General features: G+C 69.3%; 17 protein-coding genes, 1 tRNA gene and 1 other RNA gene. 7 read left to right on the forward strand and 12 right to left on the reverse strand.

Annotated features, from left to right (window positions below):
• Positions 1–60 precede the first annotated feature (60 nt).
• The 4 genes from ACIP6U_RS20805 to ffs all read right to left on the reverse strand — a co-directional run bounded on the left by ACIP6U_RS20805 (position 61) and on the right by ffs (position 6,876).
• On the reverse strand, positions 61–2,232 hold the full coding sequence (locus ACIP6U_RS20805; RefSeq protein WP_401720571.1) for a hypothetical protein: 2,172 nt from the start codon (positions 2,230–2,232) through the stop codon (positions 61–63).
• A gap of 564 nt (positions 2,233–2,796) precedes the next feature.
• Positions 2,797–4,053 carry a phosphoribosylamine--glycine ligase gene (gene purD / locus ACIP6U_RS20810; RefSeq protein ID WP_401719745.1) on the reverse strand — a complete coding sequence of 419 codons (1,257 nt, stop codon included), beginning with the start codon at positions 4,051–4,053 and terminating at the stop codon, positions 2,797–2,799.
• A 155-nt stretch (positions 4,054–4,208) separates the two neighbouring features.
• Positions 4,209–6,623: a DNA polymerase III subunit gamma and tau gene (locus ACIP6U_RS20815; RefSeq protein WP_401719748.1), complete on the reverse strand. Its 2,415-nt coding sequence runs from the start codon at positions 6,621–6,623 to the stop codon at positions 4,209–4,211.
• 154 nt (positions 6,624–6,777) lie between these two features.
• Positions 6,778–6,876: signal recognition particle sRNA small type (gene ffs, locus ACIP6U_RS20820), an RNA gene on the reverse strand.
• A gap of 72 nt (positions 6,877–6,948) precedes the next feature.
• On the opposite strand from ffs, the gene ACIP6U_RS20825 reads away from it, so the two are divergent.
• Together ACIP6U_RS20825 and ACIP6U_RS20830 are read left to right on the forward strand one after the other, a co-directional pair.
• Positions 6,949–7,036 (forward strand) — tRNA-Ser (locus tag ACIP6U_RS20825).
• 114 nt (positions 7,037–7,150) lie between these two features.
• The gene (locus ACIP6U_RS20830) at positions 7,151–7,669 is read left to right on the forward strand and encodes a DUF402 domain-containing protein (RefSeq protein WP_401719751.1); all 519 of its coding nucleotides are present in this window, start codon (positions 7,151–7,153) and stop codon (positions 7,667–7,669) included.
• 257 nt (positions 7,670–7,926) lie between these two features.
• On the opposite strand, the gene ACIP6U_RS20835 is transcribed toward ACIP6U_RS20830, so the two are convergent.
• Complete coding sequence (locus ACIP6U_RS20835) at positions 7,927–8,448, reverse strand: hypothetical protein (protein WP_401719754.1); 522 nt, start codon at positions 8,446–8,448, stop codon at positions 7,927–7,929.
• A gap of 319 nt (positions 8,449–8,767) precedes the next feature.
• Between ACIP6U_RS20835 and ACIP6U_RS20840 the strand changes: the two genes are divergently transcribed.
• Together ACIP6U_RS20840 and ACIP6U_RS20845 are read left to right on the forward strand one after the other, a co-directional pair.
• Positions 8,768–9,724, forward strand: coding sequence for an ArsR/SmtB family transcription factor (locus ACIP6U_RS20840; protein WP_401719757.1), 957 nt, complete (start codon positions 8,768–8,770; stop codon positions 9,722–9,724).
• A 114-nt stretch (positions 9,725–9,838) separates the two neighbouring features.
• A complete protein-coding gene (locus tag ACIP6U_RS20845; protein WP_401719760.1) occupies positions 9,839–10,315 on the forward strand; it encodes a hypothetical protein in 477 nt (158 codons plus the stop codon).
• 1,435 nt (positions 10,316–11,750) lie between these two features.
• Here ACIP6U_RS20845 and ACIP6U_RS20850 read toward each other — a convergent pair.
• A complete protein-coding gene (locus ACIP6U_RS20850; RefSeq protein WP_401719763.1) occupies positions 11,751–11,942 on the reverse strand; it encodes a hypothetical protein in 192 nt (63 codons plus the stop codon).
• 64 nt (positions 11,943–12,006) lie between these two features.
• Here ACIP6U_RS20850 and ACIP6U_RS20855 point away from each other — a divergent pair, with 64 nt between their 5' ends.
• Entirely contained in the window at positions 12,007–12,402 is a 396-nt protein-coding gene (locus ACIP6U_RS20855) for a hypothetical protein (protein ID WP_401719765.1), read from the forward strand.
• 1,068 nt (positions 12,403–13,470) lie between these two features.
• The gene (locus ACIP6U_RS20860; protein ID WP_401719768.1) at positions 13,471–14,160 is read left to right on the forward strand and encodes a DUF5994 family protein; all 690 of its coding nucleotides are present in this window, start codon (positions 13,471–13,473) and stop codon (positions 14,158–14,160) included.
• On the opposite strand, the gene ACIP6U_RS20865 is transcribed toward ACIP6U_RS20860, so the two are convergent.
• From ACIP6U_RS20865 to ACIP6U_RS20875, 3 genes are read right to left on the reverse strand one after another with little or no spacing between them, the layout of a single operon-like run.
• A complete protein-coding gene (locus tag ACIP6U_RS20865; protein ID WP_401719769.1) occupies positions 14,136–14,429 on the reverse strand; it encodes a hypothetical protein in 294 nt (97 codons plus the stop codon). The two genes, ACIP6U_RS20860 and ACIP6U_RS20865, sit on opposite strands and share 25 nt — an antisense overlap.
• A gap of 20 nt (positions 14,430–14,449) precedes the next feature.
• Positions 14,450–14,848 carry a DUF5994 family protein gene (locus tag ACIP6U_RS20870; RefSeq protein WP_401719772.1) on the reverse strand — a complete coding sequence of 133 codons (399 nt, stop codon included), beginning with the start codon at positions 14,846–14,848 and terminating at the stop codon, positions 14,450–14,452.
• 60 nt (positions 14,849–14,908) lie between these two features.
• Positions 14,909–15,910 carry an acyl-CoA desaturase gene (locus ACIP6U_RS20875; RefSeq protein WP_401719773.1) on the reverse strand — a complete coding sequence of 334 codons (1,002 nt, stop codon included), beginning with the start codon at positions 15,908–15,910 and terminating at the stop codon, positions 14,909–14,911.
• A gap of 346 nt (positions 15,911–16,256) precedes the next feature.
• Between ACIP6U_RS20875 and ACIP6U_RS20880 the strand changes: the two genes are divergently transcribed.
• Positions 16,257–16,601: a hypothetical protein gene (locus ACIP6U_RS20880; RefSeq protein ID WP_401719775.1), complete on the forward strand. Its 345-nt coding sequence runs from the start codon at positions 16,257–16,259 to the stop codon at positions 16,599–16,601.
• 93 nt (positions 16,602–16,694) lie between these two features.
• Here the strand turns inward: ACIP6U_RS20880 and ACIP6U_RS20885 are convergent, their stop codons facing one another.
• Genes ACIP6U_RS20885 through ACIP6U_RS20895 form a run of 3 tightly spaced genes read right to left on the reverse strand, consistent with a single transcriptional unit; the run spans position 16,695 to position 19,884 of the window.
• Positions 16,695–17,582 (reverse strand): carbohydrate ABC transporter permease, encoded by an 888-nt coding sequence (locus tag ACIP6U_RS20885; RefSeq protein ID WP_401719778.1) that lies wholly within the window; start codon positions 17,580–17,582, stop codon positions 16,695–16,697.
• Positions 17,579–18,559 carry a carbohydrate ABC transporter permease gene (locus ACIP6U_RS20890; RefSeq protein ID WP_401719780.1) on the reverse strand — a complete coding sequence of 327 codons (981 nt, stop codon included), beginning with the start codon at positions 18,557–18,559 and terminating at the stop codon, positions 17,579–17,581. Before ACIP6U_RS20890 ends, ACIP6U_RS20885 begins: the two co-directional genes overlap by 4 nt.
• A gap of 8 nt (positions 18,560–18,567) precedes the next feature.
• A complete protein-coding gene (locus tag ACIP6U_RS20895; protein ID WP_401719781.1) occupies positions 18,568–19,884 on the reverse strand; it encodes an ABC transporter substrate-binding protein in 1,317 nt (438 codons plus the stop codon).
• Between the last annotated feature and the right edge of the window lie 76 nt (positions 19,885–19,960).

The raw sequence follows: 19,960 nt of genomic DNA on the forward strand, positions 1-19,960 counted from the left end.
GTTTGGCGGGTGACGGGGAGGGCTGGGGGCGCAGGTCCGGGGTGGTGGCCGGGGCCGGCTTCACACGAGTCTGACCGGCTTCTCGGGGCGTATGCCGGATGTGATCAGCCAGGCGTACAGCGGGGCCGGGTCGCCTTCTTCCACGAGGCTGAGGACTCGGGGGGTCAGGTCGGTGGCGCGTTCGCCGTTGACCAGGAGGGTGGGGCCGTCCAGCCAGTCCAGGCCCGGGGTGGCGCCTGCGGTGTCCATGGCGGCGCAGCAGACCATCGCGGTGACGTGGTCGGTGAGCAACTCCCGGGCTGTGCGCGGGGGTTGGAGCGGGAAGAGGGGGAAGGTGGCGTCGTCCCAGAGGGGGTTGTCGGGGCGGGCGGGGTTGGCGGCGGCGGTGGTGCGGGTGCCCTCTCGGGCCAGCTCGGTGGTGAGGGCTGCGGCGAGGGTGGCGGCGCGTTCGTTGATCGGCGGCTCGTCCGCCTCGGCTTCGCCGTCGGCTTTTTCGTTCCCACCCGCACCACCCGTGCAGATTTCGTCGTCGGGTGCGGGCGGCCCCTGTGGGGCTGAATCGCCGTCGGCGGCTTGGGGGTTGGGAGGGGGGCCAGCGGCGCCTTCGGCGATGGGTGAGAAGGGAGCTGCGGTGTCTTCGGCAATCGGCGGGAGAGGAGCGGCGGCGCCTTCGGCGATCGGCAGGAGTGGAGCAGGGGTGCCTTCGGCGATCGGCCGGAGGGGGGTGCCTTCGGCGATCGGCCGGAGGGGGGTGCCTTCGGCAGACGGCGTGACTGGCCTCTTGTCGTCGGCGGACTCGGCTGTTGGGGAGGCCGGGCTCTCGCTGTTGGTGACCGTCGAGGCGGGGCTCGGGGCCTCGGGTGTGACATCGCTTCCGGTCGGGGCGTCAGGCGTGCTGTCGAGGTCTGAGGTGTCGTACCTCAGGGGTGATGCCGGGTCCGGCAGGGGCTGCTGAACCGACGGAGTCGACAGGTGGTCCAGGATTCGGGCCAGGGTCGGGGCGTTGGGAGACGGGGGCGTCCGGGTGGTGGAGCGGGTCGCGCCCATCGTGTCCAGGACGCGGTGGAGGCGGGCCGCGTCGGTGCGCCATTTGCGGTCGACGACCTCGTCCGGGTACTCCTGCCAGTCCACTGGGGACCAGTCGGGGCTCGGTTCGGCGGGGCCGCCGTGGAAGAGGCGGGCGGCGAGCAGGGAGGTGGCCTCGTCGATCGCGCCGGGCTCTTCGAGCAGGTCACAGGCGGGGCGCTCGCCGAGCCGGGACGCGAAGCCCTCGGCCAGGCGGTCGCGGCGGGACAGCTCCGTGAGCGCGGCGACCACGCCCGCGTCCAGCCGGGACGGCCAGCGGCCCATCCGCCAGGCGGGAAGCGCGACCCGGGTCAGGAGACGGTCCCAACCCGCGTACGCCAGCCCCACCTGTTCCTGCGCGACGATCCGCAGACCGTAGTCCACAGCCTGTGCACGCTCGGCGGCGGCAGCCGCGACGCCCCGCTCCATCAGGGCCGCGTGCTCCCGGCAACTGCGCAGCAGCAGCCTCGCCACCCAGCCCACGCCCGCACACACCACACGGGTCAGCGGACAGCGGCCGGCCGTCGAGGCGACGGCGACAGCGGCGTCCAGACCCCGCACGAAACGGCGGGCCGCGGCTATGTCCGGCTGCGCCGACGGTCCCGTACCGGCGACCACCGGGGCGAGAACCGCGCGCAGTTCGCCGACGCGCATCCACCACAGGAACGGGGAGCCGATCACGAGGACGGGCGCGGCGGTGCTGCGGCGGTGCGGGGCGCCGGCGCCCGCTATCTCGTCGCGGTCCTCCGCCGGGGGCGGGCCGTGGGCCGGGTGGGTACGGTCCTCCAGCCAGCTGTCGCAGTCCGGGGTGAGCGCTATCGCGGACGGGGCCGGGACGTCCAGGCGGTCGGCCAGGTCGCGCACCATCCGGTACAGGTCCGGGGCCGACTCCTCGGCGATCGCGACCGTCGGAGTGACCGCGGGACGGGCTCGGGCGACGACCAGGCCGATGGCGCCGGCGGCGAGCAGGACGACCACCGCGACGGGCGTCACGACCCACCGGGCGGCGTGCCAGAACGAGCCCACCAAGTGGCCCGTGGAACCGCCGGCCAGCAGCACCACGGCGACAGCCGCGGGCAGCAGGGCCACGGCAAGTGCGCGGCTGCGGATGCGCAGCACAGCGAGGGCCCGGGAGCGCGCGGCCTGCGCGCCCACCTCGACACCCATACCCGTACCGGTACCGGTCACGGTCGGTCCTCACCCCCTCCCTGGCTGTCCTGACAGCGTCGCTGTCCTGGCGTTGCTCACTCCCCCACTGTGGCACCCGCCACTGACATCGCAATGCCGGTGGGCCAAGTGCCCGAACGCTTGCGCCGCACCCTAGTTGGGGCCCCGGCCCCCGTCAGCCGGATAGGGCAGCGGTCACTCGATGGAATGGCTTTGGGGAGAGGTGGATGACGGACAGCGATGATCAGGCCCCGATTACTGACCCAAGTTCTAAGAGACGGGCGGCCGTTCTGCAGGGTTCTGAGAGGTGGGCACACGGCGCTGGGCCCCGCATCCGAAGACGGATCCGGGGCCTGGGGGGTTCATCCGAGGGGTGGGTGAACCCGGGTGGGTGCGGGTGAGCGGGGGCGGGCCGATGGGGGCGGGCCAGTGGGGGGCGCGCCAATGGGGGCGGGCCAGTGGGGTGGGGTGGGCCAGTACCGGGTCCGGGTCCGGCCGAGTCGCCGGTCAGACGTCCGTGCCGACCGGTCAGGGGTCAGGCGTCCTCGCCCGACCGGTCAGGGGTCAGGCGTCCGCGCCCGCCGCCTTCGCCGCGATGTCCGTGCGGTGCTGGGAGCCGTCCAGGCGGATGCGGGAGACCGCTCGGTAGGCGCGGTCGCGGGCCTCGGTGAGGTCCTTGCCGGCTGCCGTGACGGACAGGACGCGGCCACCGGCGCTGACGACGGCGTCACCGTCGTGCCGGGTGCCGGCGTGCAGCACGTACGCGTGCGGGGCATCCTCGGCGGCCACCTCGTCGAGGCCGGTGATCGGGTCGCCGGTGCGCGGGGTGCCGGGGTAGTTGTGCGAGGCCACGACCACGGTGACCGCGGCGGAGTCGCTCCAGCGCAGGGGCGGCAGGTCGGCGAGCGTGCCGTTCGCGGCGGCGAGCAGGACGCCGGCCAGCGGGGTCTTCAGGCGGGCCAGGACGACCTGGGTCTCCGGGTCGCCGAAGCGGGCGTTGAACTCGATGACCCGTACCCCGCGCGAAGTGATCGCGAGACCGGCGTACAGCAGGCCCGAGAAGGGCGTGCCGCGGCGGCGCATCTCGTCGACCGTCGGCTGGAGCACGGTCTGCAGGATCTCGTCGACCAGCTTGGGGTCCGCCCACGGGAGGGGGGAGTACGCGCCCATGCCGCCGGTGTTGGGGCCCTCGTCGCCGTCCAGGGCGCGCTTGAAGTCCTGGGCCGGCTGGAGCGGGAGGACCGTCCGGCCGTCGGTGATGGCGAAGAGGGAGACCTCGGGACCGTCCAGGAACTCCTCGATGACGACCCGCTCGCAGGAGTTCGCGTGCGCCCTGGCCGCCTCGATGTCGTCGGTGACGACGACGCCCTTGCCGGCGGCGAGCCCGTCGTCCTTGACGACGTACGGGGCGCCGAACGCGTCGAGGGCCACGTCGACCTCCGCGGGCGTCGTACAGACGTACGAGCGCGCGGTGGGGACCTCGGCTCCCGCCATGACGTCCTTCGCGAAAGCCTTGGAACCCTCGATCTGTGCGGCCTCCCCGGAGGGGCCGAAGACCGGGATGCCCACCTCGCGCACGGCGTCGGCGACCCCGGCGACCAGCGGAGCCTCCGGGCCGACCACCACGAGGTCGGCCTCCAGCGCCTTGGCCAGCGCCGCTACGGCCGTGCCGTCGAGCGCGTCGACCTGGTGCAGCTCGGCGACCTCGGCGATGCCGGCGTTGCCAGGGGCGCAGTGCAGCGCGGTGACGTCGGGATCGAGGGACAGAGAACGGCACAGGGCGTGTTCGCGGGCACCGCTGCCGATGACGAGGACCTTCACGGGGGTCAGCCTAACTGGGTTGTGCGGGGTGCTGATGCGGGCGTCCGTTGTGGGGGCTGCCGCCCCCACGCCCCCGCTTCGGCCTGAACGGCCTCGTCCTCAAACGCCGGACGGGCTGAAAACACAGATGCGGACCGGCATCGAGGAGGCGGCCGCTACTCGTTCGTGAACTCCTCCATCACCGTCGCGCCCAGCTCCCGCACGATCAGTTCGTGACCGGAGAGGGCCGAGTCGACGAGGTCGGGGTCGTCGTCCTCCGGGGTGTCGTCCTCCGGGGAGACGGGGGGCGGGGGTGGTTCCGGGGCGGGCTGCCGGGGGGGTGAGGCCTGAGTCGACTGGCTTGTCGACGAGGAGGGCGCGGGGGGCGTCGAGGTGGACGAGGGCGCCGGGGACGCGGGGCGCTGTGCGGTGGGGGACGTACCCGCCCCGTATCCTCCGCCGCCTGTGCCACCCGTACCGCCGGCGCCGTTGTAACCGGAGGGGCCGGGAGGAGCGGTGGGCGGCAAGGGGGCCGAGCCGCCGGACGGATCGACGATCGCCTCGACCTTCCACTGCACGCTGAACTGCTCCGCCAGCGCCTGCTTCAACACGTCCTCGCTGCCGCTGCTGACGAAGTTGTCCCGCGCACCCGCGTTGACGAAGCCCAGTTGGAGGGTCGTGCCGTCGAAGCCGGCGACCTGGGCGTTCTGGCTGAGCAGGATCCAGGTGAAACGGCGCCGGTTCTTGACCGCTTCCAGGATGTTCGGCCAGAGCATGCGGGGGTCGAGGCCGCCGGTCGGGGGAGCGTAGGAGGCGGCGGCTGGGGCTGCGGGCTGGTGGTGCGGGGTGGGGGCGGAGGTCGGTGCCGGCGGCTGCGCCTGTGCCGGTGCGCTCGGCCCGGTCGGGGGCTGTCCGGCGCCCGCCTGGGTCGGCGTGGGCCAGCCGCCGGGGCGTCGGCCGCCACCGGCGGTGGCGGTGGTGGGCCAGGCGCCGGGGGCGGGGGCGGGAGACTGGGGCTGCGAGGGAGGCGGCGACTGAGGTTGGGGCTGGGATTGAGGGTGTGGCTGGGGGTGCGACTGGGGCTGCTGGTCGACGAACGGGGCCGCAGGGGCGGTGGGCTCGGGGGTGGAGGTCGGTGCGGGAGCAGGAGTTGGTGCGGGTGCGGGTGCGGGCGTGGCGGGTGCCGTGCCGGTGGCGATCGGGTCGCCTCCGCCCGGTACCCCTTGCACCCCTTGCGCCCCTTGCCCGCCCTGCGCACCAGGTCCTCGTACCGCCGCGCGGGCAGCCGCGGCGCCGCCACCCGGCGGAATGGGCGCGCCCCCGGACATGGGTGCTCCCCCGGCACCGGCCATGGGCGCACCGACGTGCGCGTCGGGACCCGGCACGTACCCCATCGCAGGCATGGCACTGGCGGCACCACCTGCGGAGAAGTTGACGCCCCGCTCCAGCCGGTCCAGTCGGGCCATGACGGAACTCTCGTCGCCGTATGCGGCGGGAAGCATCACGCGCGCGCAGATCAGTTCCAGCTGGAGGCGAGGAGAGTTGGCGCCGCGCATCTCGGTCAGCCCCGTGTTGACGAGGTCGGCGGCGCGGCTGAGTTCGGCAGCGCCGAAGGTGCCGGCCTGGGCCTGCATGCGCTCGATGACGTCGGCGGGGGCGTCGATGAGGCCCTTCTCGGCCGCGTCCGGCACGGCGGCGAGGATCACCAGGTCGCGCAGGCGCTCCAGCAGATCGGCGACGAAACGGCGCGGGTCGTTGCCGCCCTCGATGACGTGGTCGACGACCTCGAAGGCGGCGGCGCCGTCGCCGGTCGCGAAGGACTCGACGACGGAGTCGAGGAGCGAGCCGTCGGTGTACCCGAGGAGGGAGGTGGCCATGGCATACGTCACGCCCTCCTCCTTGGCCCCGGCGAGCAGCTGGTCCATGACGGACATGGAGTCACGCACGGAGCCCTGTCCCGCCCGCACGACGAGCGGCAGAACTCCGTCCTCGACGGGAATGTCCTCCTTGCCGCACACCTCGCCGAGGTAGTCGCGCAGGGTGCCCGGCGGGACGAGCCGGAAGGGGTAGTGATGGGTACGCGACCGGATGGTCCCGATGACCTTCTCGGGCTCGGTGGTGGCGAAGATGAACTTGAGGTGCTCCGGTGGCTCCTCGACGACCTTCAGGAGCGCGTTGAAACCGGCGGACGTGACCATGTGGGCCTCGTCGATGATGTAGATCTTGTACCGGCTGCCGGCGGGGCCGAAGAAGGCCTTCTCGCGCAGCTCACGGGCGTCGTCCACGCCACCGTGGGAGGCGGCGTCGATCTCGATGACGTCGATGGAACCGGGCCCGTTGCGCGCGAGGTCCTGGCACGACTGGCACTCGCCGCAGGGCGTCGGTGTGGGCCCCTGCTCGCAGTTCAGACACCGCGCGAGGATGCGCGCGCTGGTCGTCTTGCCGCAGCCGCGCGGCCCGCTGAACAGGTACGCGTGATTGACCCGGTTGTTCCGCAGCGCCTGCTGCAGCGGGTCGGTTACATGCTCCTGCCCGATGACCTCGGCGAACGACTCCGGGCGATAACGGCGGTACAGCGCGAGAGACGACACGCGTACGAGGTTATAGGCGCCCACTGACAACCAGCCCCGCCCGGCCCGAGCACCACCCGAGCCGCGAGCCATAACCGGACCACGAGCCGCAAGCCACAACCGGGACGCGAGCCGCGAGCCGCAGTCGGGCCGAGAGCCGCAGTCGAGCCCCGGGAACACAAGCGCCCCCCACGCACCCGCCAGAGCCAACCTACCCTTGCTGCCTTCCGGCCCTGGGGGAGTTCAGTCAGATAGCGCCGCGTGAGGGGCTCCGCACACAGTACCCGACGTCAGGGGCCGGGAACGAGTTCGCGAGCACTCCTCTCGGTCATGTAATGTTCCCGGCGGAGGATTCGCCTAGAGGCCTAGGGCGCACGCTTGGAAAGCGTGTTGGGGGCAACCCCTCACGAGTTCGAATCTCGTATCCTCCGCCAGTGCCTCACCGGGCACGATGTCGAAGGGCTCCGCTGCTTGCAGCGGGGCCCTTCGTCGTTGTCCGTCTCAGAGGACCAGAGTTGCTCCGCCGCACGCTGGGTAGGGTGCTTGACGTGATCACAGACAGCGCTTCCGTGCTGGTCGATATCCGGAAGTACGACGGGAGTCTGAGCGCGCTGTGGACTGCTACCCGGCTGGGTGAGGACGAGCACGGCGTGTGGTTGGGCACGGCGCGGGGTGTCCCCGTCAGTTCGGCCACGGGGGGCTGGACCAGCCGGTTCGCGTACGTGATGGTGGTGCCGCGCGGTGAGTGGTGGACCGCTACGTTCTGTGTGGAGCCGGGCCCTGAGATGTACTGCGACGTGTGCACGGTGCCTGAGTGGAACGCGGACGGGACCGTCCTGCGCACAGTGGACCTTGATCTCGATGTCGTGCGGCCTCATGGCGGCGAAGCCCGTATCGAGGACGAGGACGAGTTCGCCGAACACCAAAAGCGCTACGGCTATCCCGACAGCGTGATCGGCAAGGCCCGGCAGACGTGTTTGTGGTTGATGGAGGCGGGCCGTCGCGATGGTGATGGCGTCGAACCCTTCGCCTCGGTGTACCGCTATTGGCTCGACCTCATCGCGTAGGGCGGGGCACGGTCTCGCTCATCTCATCTCGTATCGAAGAGGAACGGCTTGTGCCACGACCGCGTCGGATCGGGATCGGGATCGGGATCGGGCGAGGACTCACGGGAAACTGCGACTGCCGGGAGGCCGCACCCAGCAGACGCCGAGGTCAGCATCCCGCAGGTCAGAGGTGCCAAGGGGCCTCCGGAGCCGTGTACTTGACGGTGGGGTGGTGGGTGGATGGCAGTGTGCCTACCCGATGCGCGGAGCAACTGCTGTCAGCATGACGCGGGTTGAGCCCGTATCGACGACCGTGGTGGGGTCGATGCTGGACTCCTCAGCGACTGTCGTTGCCCAGCAGTCCCCCAGGTCGCCGCCCAGTCGCCGGCCAGGTCGCTGTCGGGGTCGAGATCCTCGGGCTTGCCCGTGATGCCGTAGGCGTCGAGGAGTCGCCGTTCGATACCGAACGGATCGCCCAGGGCGAGGGACGGGTACTCACTGATCCAACGCCGGATGATCCGTCCCCCTTCGGCGATCAGCCATGCTTCTCCGTCGTTCTGCTCGCTGCGGAAGAAGAGTTGGGCTTTACCGAAGCGGATGCTCAGCTCTCGGCACAGGTCGGTGATGTGCGCTGTCTGCTGGGGATAGCGCAGGCCGAAGTAGGGCCCGATGACCAGGGTCCATCCTCGTACGGGCGGAGTGACAACGACTGTTGAGAACGGCTCCTCTTCCTCGTGCGCCACCTCGTCGATGAGCGGCACTTCAGGGTGCCGGCCGAAGAACCGGTTCCCGTTCTCCACCTCGAACCGCGGGGTACCGGTGCGCCCGCCCACAGAGTGTTGTCCGAGCCGCAGTCGGGCCCGGCGACGAAACCGCCGAAGAAGACCGGGCTGTCAGCGATGATCCAGGTCATGTCGGGGCAGACCCGATCCGCTCCACGAACCGGTCTGCGGGCGCGTATGCGCAGTCGGCGAGCGGGCGCGGCCTACGCCTGAAACCGGATCGGGCGCGGCGGATTGGGGCATGCTGGGGGTGCGCTCACGCGCTCTACTTCGGTGGCAGGGGGGCCGGTTGGTATTACGCATTCACTTCACGGCGGAAGACCTTGCCCGGACACGGGTGGCCGCGACGATCGGCGTGGCGGCGGAGGTCTACTACAGCCTGGAACTCCTGCGAGAGAACCGGCACCTTCCGCACTTCCGCACGTGGCGGTCGGCTGTCGCGGGCCGGATGGGGGCCGACACGCGCCCCCTGACGTCCCTGGTTCCGATGCGAGGTCCCGGGCTTGATCTGCTGGCCCTGATGGGCGATGTGCCCTCTGTGGACCACGCCGTGGACAACCTGCTGCGCGCCCCGGTGTCCCGGCTGCGACGCGAATTCGAGGATCTCCACTTCCACCCCGTACACCTGCCATGGGCCAAACGCGTGGCCGAGGGCGACCGTGACGCGCGGCGGGAGCTCGCCGAGGCCGTGCGCGCCTGCCACCGGCTGACCGTGGAGCCGTACTGGCATCGAGGGCGGTCCGAACTGGTAGCGCTGTCCACCCGTTTCGCGAACCTGATGCTGGAGGGAGGCATCGATCTGCTGCTGCGTTCGATCTGCGCACCACTGATCCGCTGGCGTCCGCCGGTGCTCGAAGCTCCCTACCCGCGCCGAGTTGACGTACGTCTGCGGGGAAGAGGACTGCTCATCACGCCCACGGTCTTCTCGAAGCACCCGGTGAGCTTCCTGTGGGACCCGCTCGATACCGCCCAGCCACCCCGACTGACCGTGCCGGCTCTCCGTCGGCCGCTGACCGGCACCGACCCCACAGAAGCGGACGGCTCCGTCGTGCGGAACCTGGAGTCTCTGCTCGGGCGCACGCGAGCCGCCGCCCTGTATGTGACAGCAGAAGGCTGCACGACGAGCGAGTTGGCCCGCCGCCTCAACGTCACGGCCGCGGCGGCGAGTCAGCACGCGACCGTGCTGCGGAACACGGACCTCATCACCACCAGCCGTCGAGGCGGGTCCGTGCTGCACCTCATCACCCCCCTCGGGCTGGCATTGCTGCAGACCGGTGTCCTGACGGAACCGTGAGGCGATGCGCCTGCCGTCCCGTCCCTTTAAGCCGTGGCTTAAGAGGTGGGCCGCAGGTGGCCGACCTGCCCAGGATGTGGAGCCGCAACCGGCTCATCGCATTCTGGAGGTCGTATGAAGACTCATCTCGCTGCCGCCGTCGGTTCCGTCGTGCTGACCGCGGGCGCCTTGCTGGGTGCTCCCGCCGCCGGCGCGCAGACCGCGACCGCATATCCCACCTCAGGTAGCACCCAGCACGGACAGATGGGACCGGCCACGGAGGAGGCGCAATGCCGGACTCCCTACACGTCGGGCGGTTGGAATGTGACGCCCTGCATCTATCTCGGCACGGGCACGACGTTCGACGGTTGGAGTTTCGTCGACGCCCATCCTTCGTCGTGCGCCAGCTACCGCGTCTATCTCGTGGACGCCGCAACGGGTGCGCTGGTCCGGTCCACCAGCGCCAGGTCGTGTAGCGAGACCTTGTCCCCCGACGTGTTCGCCGATGCCTCGAAGTTCACGAGGCTGTCGGCGTACACGAAGTTCAGGGCCTTCAACAGCTCGGGCGGTGTCATTCTGAGCCTCGACAGTCCCTCGATCACCTGGCCGTGACATCAGCAGGGGTTGGGCGCATCCAGGGGGCGTGGTGTGGTTGTCGCAGCACTGCGGGCCGAAGGCTATGACGTCTGAGTAGAGGGTTGGGGACTGGCGCGCGGGCTGATGCTCCGCTTCCAGTCCCTCGCCGCTCCAAGAAATCGTCGGAGTCGGCTCGTCGCGTAGGCGACCGCTTCGCCCAGGACGCGTCCGGCGGCTCGTAGGGCCGTGATGGCGCCGCGGTCGCCGCGATGAGCCTCCGTGGTGGGCCGGGCGCGCCCCTGGCTCCCGAAGGACAACCGCGTCCTCAATGAGGTTGATGGGGGAGAGCGCGGGTGGCTCTGCGCTCAATGACGCGGCCCGCTGGGGCCCAACTCCATGGCGCCTGACTCGACGGTCTGCAACCCGCCTTGCGGGAAGGACTCGATGATGCGCGTGCCGTACTCGTGGCCTTGTACGAGTATTTCTGCGATCGCCGCAAAGTCCCGCTGTTCGACCTCTGCGGCAAGCTGCCGTGCAAGGGCGGGGTCGCGAAGGAGCTGCGTGGAGCCGGCGGTACCAAATCCATGACAGCCCATCACCAGGAAGGCCGCAGACCGACCGGAGGGATCAAAGGAAACACCGGGCATCAACTCGGCGGTCAGCTGACGTCCAGGACGCCCCTAACCCCAGGTAGCCGAAGGGTATCGAGCCAGCACCCCCCACTCAGGTCTCGAAGTCGTGCTCAGGGCGAGGGTGTGAAACCGGCGGAATGCGGTAGGCCGTATCTCCGACGACGATGCGCCGAGATCCCTTGCGGCCCAGAGCCATGGCTCCTCCTCGACACGGCAGATAGCAAACAGTCCGGCTCGCGCGAGCGTCTCAGTTCCCGTCTCATTCAGCCCTGTTCACGGCCGTTCAGGCGAGACCCAGAAAGGGTTCCGTTCCAGCAGCCAGCCGCCCAGGAACCCGGTGAACGCCCGGCGCCAGAAGGACCGACCTACGGGATCTCCGTCAAGCGGTGGTCCACCTCACCTCCTTCCCGGTGGCGAGTTCGTATGCCTGGTCCGGCATAGACAGCAGCTACGTAAAGGCGGCTCAGATCCTCGGCCAGGCGTCGGCAACTCGCCTGCGTGGCTTCGCCATTCAGGGTGGCTAACTGCGACCAGAAGGCGGCCGATGGCATTCTCACCGGCGCAGGATGCCAGAAACCTCTGACATCCACGGCTGACGTCAACGGGGTCGGACGGCGGAATACGGCAGCGTCCCCGGGCGACCGTCGGACCAGTCGTCGACGGTTACTGGGGGCGGGTGCAGACCGAACTCCTAGGCGGTACTTGCCAGGCTCAGACCTACCGCAGACGTGCCAAGTAGGGTGCCGCTCATGGCCACTTCTCCTGATCACGTCGACAGCAGAGAAGACCTGGCTGCCTTCGTCCGTGCGCTCCACCGGAGCCACACCGAGGAGGGCCAATCATGAGAGAACGCGGACGGCTGGTACAACAACGCCGCCCGCGAAGGCGTCATACAGGTCTACGTCCATACCGTTGAGGACGTCGGGCATGAAGGGTTCCTCGACCTGAGCGAGTTCCCAGACCCACCGCTCCCGCACCGCGCCCGTGGCCTCCTCGGCAGCGGCCACCGTGTTCGACGGATCCTCGGCCACGGCAACGAGTCAGCCGAACTCCTCTTCGCCCACGCCGGCGTTGAGCGCTAGGGGGGGTCGTCGCATGTCGCGCGATACAGCCGAAGCAGAGGCGGGGGTGAAGGGGATCACGTTTCCTGCCTGGCACGGAAAGCACTACGTGACCCTGGCCGAGCTGCTGGTTCGCCTCGGCAGCTTCGGCCTGGAACTGACGTGGCGCGTCGAATTCGACGAGATCGTCGATCCTCGCTGTGTCGAGATGGAGAGGTTGTCTGCCGACGAGGGTATAGACACGTTGACGCTGTTGTCGTTGACGACCCCCTTCCTTCAGTTGATCGATGCTGATGCACGTGGGTTCGCCGAGGACCAACTGGTGGTTGTCCTGACCGAGTTCGACAGCTCCTTGTGGGATGTCAGGGCTGTCGACGAGCGCGTGCTCAGCGAACTTCGCCACCACTACCCGGGTGCCAAGGATCTCTGAACGGGGCGCTTCACTGCGTGGCGCACGATCGGCGTCCTGAGTAGTCCCCACCGGACCCCGGCAGTTGTTCGTGCCGGTCCCGATCTTCGGCCGCCGAATACGCGGTGGCCACTCGACGCATGACTCTGTACGTTGCCCCCATGACCGACAACCTAAGGGGCAATGCCGCGTAGGCGCCCGTCAGTCCTGCGGGGCGACCTCCCTGTTCGCCTCTGGCGGCGACGCTACCCGCCCATTGATCGCCTTTCAGGATCTTGCACAGCCGACCTGCGTCGGCTGGAGCGGACCCGCTTCTGGCCCGAAGCCACGGAAGAGGCGTTCTGGCACTGGCAGGCCCTTGCCCACGGGCCTCTCAGACACCTCTTTGACCCGCTTACAGGTCCTGACTGCTCGATCCCCGAGTGCGGGTGCTACGGCGCCGGCTTCCGTGAGCACCTCGAAGTCGTGCTTCACGCGATGCCCAAGAAGAGCGCGCGGGAGTTGCGCGCCCTCGTGCGAGCCCTCGATCGAAGGATCCTGGCAAGGGCCAAGGTCATTCCGGCTGACAGCCTGGACGTGCCATGGTGGCGAGGCCAGATCTAGGACCATGGGCGGCGGAATGGCCGGTCGAAGCCGCCGAACAGCCGAAGAGACGAAGAGACGGCCCGGACCTCTTGGGCTGGTCTCTGAGCACTCACCCACAAGCGGGAAGGCACCCGCGGCCAAGAGCCCGAAGCGTGCGCACCGACGCGGAGCAAGGTTTCCGTTTCCGGGGCCGGACCGCCGTATCGGGCGCGGTCAGGGATGACCGCCCAGGTCTCGGCCCCGACGGCAGCCGGAGCCCGCACACAGGCGGACCCCCGCCCGGATACGCGCACGGAAGACCACACCCGCGCCCATTCCCCCACCCCACCCCCACCCCCGCCAAGGTGAGACCGCCTGCGAGAACGGTCCGTCTCGGCAGTTCGGGGAGTAGCGTGAGGTCATCGGGAGTACTTCGCGCACCGGCCCCGATGCCGGTGTCGTTCCCGGTGAGCCACGACACCGGGCGACTGCGCCTCCGCAGGGGTCCGGAGACAGGTTTGCGCGATGTCCGCGTCCAGCCCTCGTTCCCCGCTGCGGGCCGTCCCGTTCAGGGCCCCGATCGCCCGCCTCGCGCTGAAGTCCCAGAGCCGTACCGGCGGACCGACCGGGTTGGACGGTGCGTGGTGGCCCCGTACCCGTGACCTCGCGGGTGAACTCTCCGCGCTGGCCGATGTGTTGGATCCGCTGTGGGGGCGGGTCACCCGGATCGCGGTCAACCGCCGCAACTGGCAGATTCTGCCGCCGCGGATCTTCGTCAACGGCCGTGTGGTGAAGGTGGGTTGGTTCGCCTCGGAGCGGCTGGACCCGAACCAGATCCTGCTGTTGTCCGGCACCGCCGGGCGCCGGGACCTGCTGGTGGTTCCGCCGGAGACCGACGCGTCCGTGGCCGCCCGTCTGATGGCCGCCGCGAGTACGGACACCGGTCCGGACACCGGTCCTGGTCCTGGTAGTGGTCCGGCACTGTCCGCGAGCGCGCTCCTGGCGGCGGAAGGGGTCCGCGGCAGCGAAGGGCCGGAGGTCGACGCCCCGGAGGCAGGGTCGGACGACTCGAATCCCGCGAGCCAAACTGCCGTCGCTGTCGCCGTCGCCGTCGCTCTTCCCGTTCCCGTTCCCGGTCACATCACCGGTCACGTCCCCGGCCGCGACTCACACTCCCCGTACGGGCGGATTCAGCACCCCGCCCTGGGGATGTGACCGCCGTGATCACCGCCCTGGCCGTAAGTGCCCTGCTGATCATGGTCGTTGCCGGGACGCGTCTGTACTGCCGGTTCGACGCGCGTCACGGCGGACGCGTCGCCCGCCGCGGTCGGGCGGCGGCGGCAGCCGCGCGGGGCGGGTCCGGCCACCCATGAGCCCGCCACACCACCGAACATCGGCACACCACCGACCATCGCCACACCACCGAGCACCGGCACACCACCGACCATCGCCACACCGCCGAGCACCGGCACACCACCGAGCACCGCCCTACCACCCGACCCGCTCACCCGGGATCGGCCGCCGCGGCCTCCATCAGCAGCTCCGCCTCCTCCGCCGTCGCCCCGGGAGGTACCACCAGCAGGTCCCAGCGGCCTCGGCCGGGGGTGAGCAGGACGATGGTGTGGGCGGCGGACGTGGCGAGGCTTCGGTGGAGTTGTACGGAGCGGCCGGCGACGAGCATCTGGTCGGGGACCTCGGCCCAGGTCGAGCCGTTGACGGTGACGCTGGTGATGTGGCCCCACTTGCGCGGCAACCCGGCGAGCAGCTTGGGGAGTTCGGCGAGCAGGTCGTAGGAGCGGGGCCACCAGGCTCCGTCGATGGGGCGGGGATTGCCGCTGGGGGCGGCCAGTCGCAGGCGCAGGACAGGATGGGAGGGAAGCGGGGGCTCCAGTGCGGTGGTCATGAAGGCTCCTGTCAGCTGCAGTGCGGATGTCAACTGCCGTACGGAGAAGGGTGGTTGGCGTCAGGTGCGGCGGGCTTCCACTCGGTCCGGAGCCGGCCAGCGCACGTCGTGCACCCAGCCGAGACGCTCGAAGAGGCGGATGACCTCGGCCGAGAGGTCGATCTGGCCTCGGTCGACGCCGTGCCGGGCGCTGGTGGGGTCGGCGTGGTGGAGGTTGTGCCAGCTCTCGCCGAAGGAGAGCAGGGCGAGCGGCCACAGGTTGGTCGCGCGGTCGTGGCGCCTGGTGCGGAACGGGCGCTCGCCGATCATGTGGCAGAGGGAGTTGACGCTCCACGTGACGTGGTGGAGCAGCGCGATGCGGACAAGTCCCGCCCACAGCAAGGCCGTTACGCCGTACAGCCAGCTGCCGCCGATCGCCCAGCCGAGCCCGAACGGCAACGCGAGCGTGGCCACGCACAGGAGGGGGAAGGCGCGGGAGACGGCCTGGATGTCGCGGTCGGAGAGCAGGTCGGGGGCGTAACGCTCGGGCGGTGTCTGATCGTTGCGGAAGAGCCAGCCGACGTGCGCGTGCAGCAGTCCGCGCAACTGGCCGGTCAGATGGGTGCCGTAGCGGTACGGGGAGTGCGGGTCGCCGGGGCGGTCCGTGAAGGCGTGATGGCGGCGGTGGGTGGCGACCCAGCCGATGACATCGCCCTGGAAGCTCATCGAACCGGCGATCGCGAGGGCTATGCGCAGCGGGCGGACGGCCCGGTAGCCGCCGTGGGTCAGACCGCGGTGGAAGCCGACCGTGACGCCGAGGCACGTGATCGTGTAGAGGACCGCCGCGAGGACGATGTCGACGGGGTGGATGAGCCTGCCCCACAGCAACCAGCCGGCGAGGCCGATCGCCACGAACGGCAGCACGACGATCACCGCGGTGATCGTCACGTAGATCCGCGCGGCGCCGTCGCGCGGGGGCGTCGGGTCGTCCGCGGGGAACGGGGACGTTCCGTCGTAGACCTGGGGCGACGGGACCGGATCCTCCGGTGCGACCGTCGTGGGGGTGAGCGAACTGAGCGGCATGCGTGGCTCCTCGGCCTGGATGCGTATGGCGCGGCCGGGGTCACGGGCAGCCCCTGTGAGGACGGGTGGCACAGGGCCTGTCCGGCGGATCAGCCCGGCGTCGCGGGCCGCCGAGAAGCACAGCACTTCGCAGCCGGGCTGATCCGCCGGACAGGCCCTGGTACGGAGGAATCGCTCCGGCGGACTCGTTCAGGCTCCGGGACGAGGGTCCCGAGCCGGTCCGAGTTCCGGCATACGAAAAACCCTGATCCCCTCCACCGTACTCCCGCCCGTGTAAGAACCGCGTCCGCCCGACAGCGGCTTCGCGTCGGCGCGGGCCCCACCGACAGGAAAGCGGTACTCGACGATGTACGACCAGACACGCGCCCAACAGCCCTCTGACCAGCCCCGCGGTGTATCGGGACGCCGTACCTCCGGCCCCGAACCGCTGTTCCCGCCGGGAGAGCGGGAGAAGATCGTGACGCGGCTGGGCCGGGCCCTCAACACGTTCCCCGATGCCCCGCACGAGTCGCTGGAGGAGGCCGAGGGTGCCTTCGACGAAGCCGCCGCCCAGGTGATGGCCGTCCTCTCCGGGCAGCGGCAGGCGCTGCGCGAGAGCTGGCAGGGGCAGGACCCCGAGACCCAGACCGCCGAACTCCACCTCGCGCTACGGCAGTACCGGGAGCTCATCCAACGGCTGCTGCGGCTCTAGGTGTTCGCCGCCGGGGCTCCGGAATCGCCAACCCTCCTCGTGGACCAGGGTGTTGACCGGTCCAGAAGGAGGGAGGCGAGGGAGGAGACCGGCTCAGCCCTTGGCCGAGCCCAGGGTCAGACCGCTGACGAACTGCTTCTGGAGCACGAAGTACACGACCAGCGTCGGGATCGCGGTGAGCAGCGAACCGGCGGCGATCAGGTTCGGGTCGGTGAAGAACTGCCCGGAGAGGTTGTTCAGCGCCGAGGTGATCGGCATGTTCTCACCGGTCGAGATCAGGACCAACGCCCAGAAGAAGTCGTTGTAGATCCAGATCGACAGCAGGGTGCCCAGGGCCGCCATGGCCGGCTTGCACAGCGGCAGGGTGATCTGCCAGTACAGCCGCCACACCGAGGCGCCGTCCACCAGCGCGGCCTCGGTCAGCTCGTGCGGCAGCGACCGCATGTAGTTCGACAGCACGAAGGCGCAGAACCCGGACTGGAACGCCACATGGATGAGCACCAGACCGAGCGCCGAGTCGTACAGCTTGCCGCTCTCGGTGATGCCCGGGAGGTTCGTCAGCAGGTACATCCGGTACAGCGGGGTGATGATGACCTGCTGCGGCAGCAGGTTGCCCGCTGTGAAGACCAGCAGCAGCGCCAGGTTGACCCGGAAGTCGAAACGGCTGACGTAGAACGCGACCATCGACGACAGGAGCAGCGTGATCAGCACGGCCGGGACCGCGATGATCAACGTGTTCACGAAGTAGTGGGTCATGTCCGACTGTTCGAACGCGTTCTTGAAGTTGTCGAAGTTCAGCGTGTGCGGCCAGGACACATAGCCGCGGTCGCTGGTCTCGCTGTACGGACGCAGCGCCGAGAAGATCGCCCACAGCAGGGGGGCGACCCACGCCAGCGCCGTGCCGGCCAGGAAGACGTGCAGCAGGACGCGGGCCGGACGGATCGGGGTGCGCTGCTTGGGCGCCGCGCTCACGGTGCTCATGCGCGCCGCTCCTTCCGGAAGGTCGCGATCAGATAGGGAATGATCACGATCAGGGAGATGAACAGCAGCACCACCGCGATCGCCGAGCCGTAACCGATCCGGCTGGACTCACCGATGATGTTGTTGGTCACCAGGATCGACAGCAACTCGGTTCCCTGTGCGCCCTTGTTGAAGACGAAGACCAGGTCGAATGCGCGGAGCGCCTCGATGATGGTGACGACCAGGACGACCGTGTTGGTCGGGCGCAGGGTCGGGAAGATGACGCTCTTGAACGTCTGCCACTCGTTCGCGCCGTCGATCGCCGAGGCCTCCCGCAGCGACGGGTCGACGCTCTTGAGGCCGGCCAGGTACAGGATCATCATGTAGCCGGTGTGCCGCCAGGACGCGGCGACCAGGACGGCCCACAGGTTGAGGTCCGGGTCGCCGATCCAGTCGATGTAGTGGCCCGGCTTGTTGGCGCCGATGAGGCTGTTGATCAGGCCCGTGTCCGGGTTGTAGATCAGCTGCCAGACGAAGCCGATGCACGCCAGCGAGATGACGACGGGCAGGAAGAACGCCGTCTGGTAGACCCGGCTGAACCGGATCTTCTTGTCCAACTGCACGGCCAGGAGCAGGCCGAACGGCGTCGGGATCAGGATCAGCACGACGAACCAGATGACGTTGTGCTCGACGGCCGGCCAGAACTGCGGGTTGTCGGTGAAGAGTTGCTGGAAGTTGTCAAGGCCGACCCATTTGATCGAGTCGAAGCCGATGCCGTCCCAGCTGGTGAAGGCGAGGAGGATGGAGGCCAGGGCGGTCACCCAGACCAGGAGGACGTGCAGGATCGTCGGCACGCCCGCCATGAAGGCGAGCGTGATCCGGTCGCGGCGGGTCAGCAGGCGCTTGTGGCCCCGCGGTACCCGCTTCTTCTCGGACGCGCGCCCAGGAGGCGGCACGGCGGCCGCCTCCTGGGACTTCGTGGGGGTCTCGATTGTCATTCAGCAGCTCACTCGGACGCGAAGATTGTCTTCTTCTGGCGCTCGATGGACGAGAGCAGGCTGTCGATTCCCTTGGGGTTCTGCAGGAACTTCTGCAGACCGGGCTGCATCACCGTGGAGGTGAAGTCCGGGCGGGAGTCGCGGTCCATGAACTGGGTGAGGCTCTTGGCGGCGCCGATCATCTCGTACGCCTTCTTCTGCAGGGGCGTGTACGCCGCGGTGCTGGCCTTGTTGGAGGCCGCCACGACGCTCGGGTCGCCCTTGAGGTAGAGCTCCTCGGCGGCCGGGGTGCCGAGGTACTCCAGCAGCTTCACGACACCGTCGTGGTTCTTCGGGGACTTGCTGACCATGAATCCGTCGGTGGGCGCCTCGACGGTGTCCTGGCCGTACGCGGAGTTGATCTCCGGGAAGGCGAAGAAGTCGAGGTCGTCGAGGTCGGCCTTGTTGGTGAACTGCTGGGCCACGAAGGAGCCGAGGAGGTACATGCCGGACTTCTTGGCCACCAGACCCTGCGCCGCGTCCTGCCAGGTGCGGCCCATGAAGCCGTCCTGGTGGTAGGGGAGCAGCTCGGCCCAGTGGTCGAAGACGGCCTTGACCTTGGCGTCGGTCCAGGACGCCTTGCCGCCCATCAGCTCGACGTGGAAGTCGTAGCCGTTGAGACGGAAGTTGATCTGGTCGAAGGTGCCCATGGCCGGCCAGGCGTCCTTGTCGCCGAAGGCGATCGGGACCAGGCCGTCCTTCTTCATCTGCTTGCACAGGGCGACCAGTTCGTCCCACGTGGTGGGGACGGTGTAGCCCTTGTCCGCGAAGAGGCTCTTGCGGTAGAAGATCGCCCAGGGGTACGTGTTCAGCGGCACGAAGTAGTACTTGCCGTCCGCGCCCTTGCTGAGCTTCTTCATCGCGTCGGGGAAGTTGGCCCCGATCTTCTCCCACACGTCGTCGACCGGGGAGGCCAGGCCCTTCTGCGCGAAGAACTGCATGCGGTAGCCCGCGAACCAGTTGAACACGTCGTCCGGCGTGCCCTGCAGATACGAGTTGATCTGCTCCTGGAAGGTGTTGTGGTCCTTGGTGTTCACCTTGACGGTGAGGCCGGACTGCTTGGTGAAGGCGGTGTAGAGAGCTCCGTAGGCCTTCTTCGGCACGGCGTCGGACTGGTTCGAGCCGACGCTGACCGTCTTCGGGTCGGAGGAGGATCCGCTGTCGCCGCAGGCTGACAGCAGGGGTATGCCGGCGCCCGCGAGGAGCGCGGCGCCACCGACACCGCGCAACACACCACGGCGACTTGGACCAGTGAGGGAGAGACCCGAGGGGGAGAGGTCACGCATCAACGGCTCCTGAGGGCTGGGTTCGGTCTCGGAGATACTGCCGCGTCGAAAAAAAGTCGAAACCGACCAGAAACCA

Source organism: Streptomyces sp. NPDC088794 (genome assembly GCF_044750545.1).
Lineage (GTDB): Bacteria > Actinomycetota > Actinomycetes > Streptomycetales > Streptomycetaceae > Streptomyces.

Bases quoted from the DNA above. Each gene is read 5' to 3' on its own strand.
- ACIP6U_RS20860 (WP_401719768.1), top strand. From the start codon at position 13,471: ATGTCCGCGTCCAGCCCTCGTTCCCCGCTGCGGGCCGTCCCGTTCAGG.
- ACIP6U_RS20890 (WP_401719780.1), bottom strand. From the start codon at position 18,559: ATGACAATCGAGACCCCCACGAAGTCCCAGGAGGCGGCCGCCGTGCCG.
- ACIP6U_RS20855 (WP_401719765.1), top strand. From the start codon at position 12,007: ATGTCGCGCGATACAGCCGAAGCAGAGGCGGGGGTGAAGGGGATCACG.
- ACIP6U_RS20845 (WP_401719760.1), top strand. From the start codon at position 9,839: ATGAAGACTCATCTCGCTGCCGCCGTCGGTTCCGTCGTGCTGACCGCG.
- ACIP6U_RS20870 (WP_401719772.1), bottom strand. From the start codon at position 14,848: ATGACCACCGCACTGGAGCCCCCGCTTCCCTCCCATCCTGTCCTGCGC.
- ACIP6U_RS20880 (WP_401719775.1), top strand. From the start codon at position 16,257: ATGTACGACCAGACACGCGCCCAACAGCCCTCTGACCAGCCCCGCGGT.
- ACIP6U_RS20805 (WP_401720571.1), bottom strand. From the start codon at position 2,232: ATGGGTGTCGAGGTGGGCGCGCAGGCCGCGCGCTCCCGGGCCCTCGCT.
- ACIP6U_RS20885 (WP_401719778.1), bottom strand. From the start codon at position 17,582: ATGAGCACCGTGAGCGCGGCGCCCAAGCAGCGCACCCCGATCCGTCCG.
- ACIP6U_RS20895 (WP_401719781.1), bottom strand. From the start codon at position 19,884: ATGCGTGACCTCTCCCCCTCGGGTCTCTCCCTCACTGGTCCAAGTCGC.
- ACIP6U_RS20875 (WP_401719773.1), bottom strand. From the start codon at position 15,910: ATGCCGCTCAGTTCGCTCACCCCCACGACGGTCGCACCGGAGGATCCG.